The following is a 2,163-nucleotide window of genomic DNA, read 5'->3' as shown; positions in this document are numbered from 1 at the left end:
ACTTCAAAATCGGACGTGTGTGTGGCTGAACCCCAACGGAAATTGCACATTCAACGCCTTTAAACTGCGCAAATCCTTGAGGAATTGCAATTTGCATTTGATAAAGGCCTTTTTTGAGGATAGCGGCGTGGATCTGACGAAAATATTCCCCACTTAAGTGAGGACCGAGACCATGTCCCGCGACTCCCTTGACGTTGCTGGTTACATCTTCAAACATGCTGTTAGTCGCCAGTTTCAGACGGATCGGTAAAACGATACCTGGATTGGCATACTCACCGTTGCGCGATCTGCCACCGTCGCCCACCAAGGTGACGATTTTCTGCCTTTCTTGCTCGTTCCTGTAATGAACGTTGAGATAAAAAATATAGAGCCGTTCGTCTGTAACCTTAAAATCGGCAATTACCGACGTTCCGGACTCGCTCACGTCGATCGGAAGAAATACTGCAACGACGTTCTGCGTTGCCGTAGCCAAAGAACTACGCGCCATAATCACGATCACCGCTGCAAATATCAGTATCGCTAGGTACCGCGCACTGGCTTTCATGGTGCCCGTTCTCCTTCCTCAAACTCCACTTGTGACAAATCGTAGGTGAAGTAACGGCGTTTGGTTGTGGGCGACCGCACGATCAGTCTGTGCCGTGTCACGAATGGCAACCAAGGTCGTTTGGGTGTGACAGGGCCTGAACTCGCTCGGGTCCGCCCTCAGACACGGAGCAGTCCGCTGAAATACTACGCTGTGCGTCTGTCACGGATTGACACGAATCCAACGCATCGGGCAGCAGCCGGCCAGGAAGAGACCTTTGACGTGGCTATGCGGATCGTTGACAATCGCAGGCGCAGCGGACGTGCGGCTGTCAGCCACACGTGAGAGAGCTGAATCAATAAATCGACGGTGGGCGTCGAGTCTTCGCATCTCCCGTTATCAGGTTGTGGTATTTTTTTAGAATCCCATGAACATACACGCGCTCCCCGAAAGCTCGCCTCGATCGAACTGGCTAACGGCCGGCACGCTTCTGCTCTTCGGTGCACTGATTGCGTCGAAGGCAGGTTTCGATATTGTCTTTAGCGCCATCACCGGCGGCGTGCCGTGGATTCGCGTCGTGCTGTTTCTTGCGCTGACCATCGTGGGGATTTTTTGTGCGCAGCGCACGGGTCTTCGACTGGCTGCGCACGATCTTGATCATCCTATTGCGGTCGCTTTTGGTATTGGGCTGCTCGTCGCACTTTACGTCACGACCGTCGACCTCGTGGTATTCCGGCACTTATTGCCGCCACTTTACGTTGCTTATTTTTCCGGACATCCCCTGTCCGAGCGCATGATTTACTTCATGCTGCGCGCGTTCAACGAGAACATTCTTTACCGACTGTTTTTCATGTCGACTGCGCTATGGTGCATGGGACTTGTTTGGCGGGATTCGCAAGGCCATATTCCAAAAGCCGCTTACTGGGTGGCCATTATTCTCGCCCAGGCAATTCCGATGCTGCTGAACGAAGCACCTTTTTATCCACCACACTTAACGCCAATTTTTCTACTCTATGTCGTTGCGCGATTCATCCTGGCGGGTATTCTTTGGGGCTTTCTCTACTGGCGATACGGCTTTCTAACGGCAGAAACTGCCCACGTTAGTACCCATATTTTTCTACAGCCGATCATTGGGTACGTGTTGGGCCCAGGTTAGAAAGAGTGCCTGCCGTCGATGCGTCGCTACGTGGTTTAAAAACGCGCTATACGCACCGAAACTCAGTCGGCATTCCGTGCAATGCGTCAAAGAACGCCTGATAGGTCGTTAATCGTGCAGTCGCGCATGCGCCACGGTTGCAGTTGAACCGGCGTCATTTCGACGTGGAACTGCGCCACAATGCCGACTTCCGAGAGATGCGCATGCCAGGCCGCGACGTCTTCCACGAGTAGGTGCACCATGAAGTTGTCGGCCAGCGCTTCGAAGTAGAAATTCTGGATTCGGAAACTGACGTCGCTCCGCTGGAAATACGCGAGTTGCTCGCCGGCCCAAGCAAGCGTGAAGCCGAGATCCTGATAAAAACGTCTCGTACAGTCGAAATTTTTCGACGGAGTACAGGTCATTGTCGCTCGGCTTTCGATCGTGACCGTACTCATAAATCGAACGTCCGTTTTGCGGAAAGTTGGAAGTCCGTTCCGGGTCG

General features: G+C 52.9%; 3 protein-coding genes. 1 reads left to right on the top strand and 2 read right to left on the bottom strand.

The genetic code is table 11. From position 1 onward, the window contains the following. Window positions 1-544 (bottom strand): DUF5625 family protein (locus SB772_RS38905; protein ID WP_410838377.1); only part of this gene is annotated, 544 nt, incomplete at its 3' end. Between the two features lie 406 nt (window positions 545-950). On the opposite strand from SB772_RS38905, the gene SB772_RS38900 reads away from it, so the two are divergent. After that, window positions 951-1,679, top strand: a complete 729-nt coding sequence (locus SB772_RS38900; protein WP_410838376.1) for a hypothetical protein — start codon at window positions 951-953, stop codon at window positions 1,677-1,679. 86 nt (window positions 1,680-1,765) lie between these two features. On the opposite strand, the gene SB772_RS38895 is transcribed toward SB772_RS38900, so the two are convergent. Further along, window positions 1,766-2,163, bottom strand: a 398-nt coding sequence (locus tag SB772_RS38895) for a hypothetical protein (RefSeq protein WP_410838375.1), incomplete at its 5' end; no start/stop codon positions are given.

It is taken from the genome of Paraburkholderia sp. SIMBA_030, from assembly GCF_046535245.1.
Taxonomy (GTDB): domain Bacteria; phylum Pseudomonadota; class Gammaproteobacteria; order Burkholderiales; family Burkholderiaceae; genus Paraburkholderia.
The sequence above is the reverse complement of the archived record's forward strand: the minus strand, read 5'-3'. Positions and strand labels throughout refer to the sequence as shown.

Bases quoted from the DNA above. Each gene is read 5' to 3' on its own strand.
- SB772_RS38900 (WP_410838376.1), top strand. From the start codon at position 951: ATGAACATACACGCGCTCCCCGAAAGCTCGCCTCGATCGAACTGGCTA.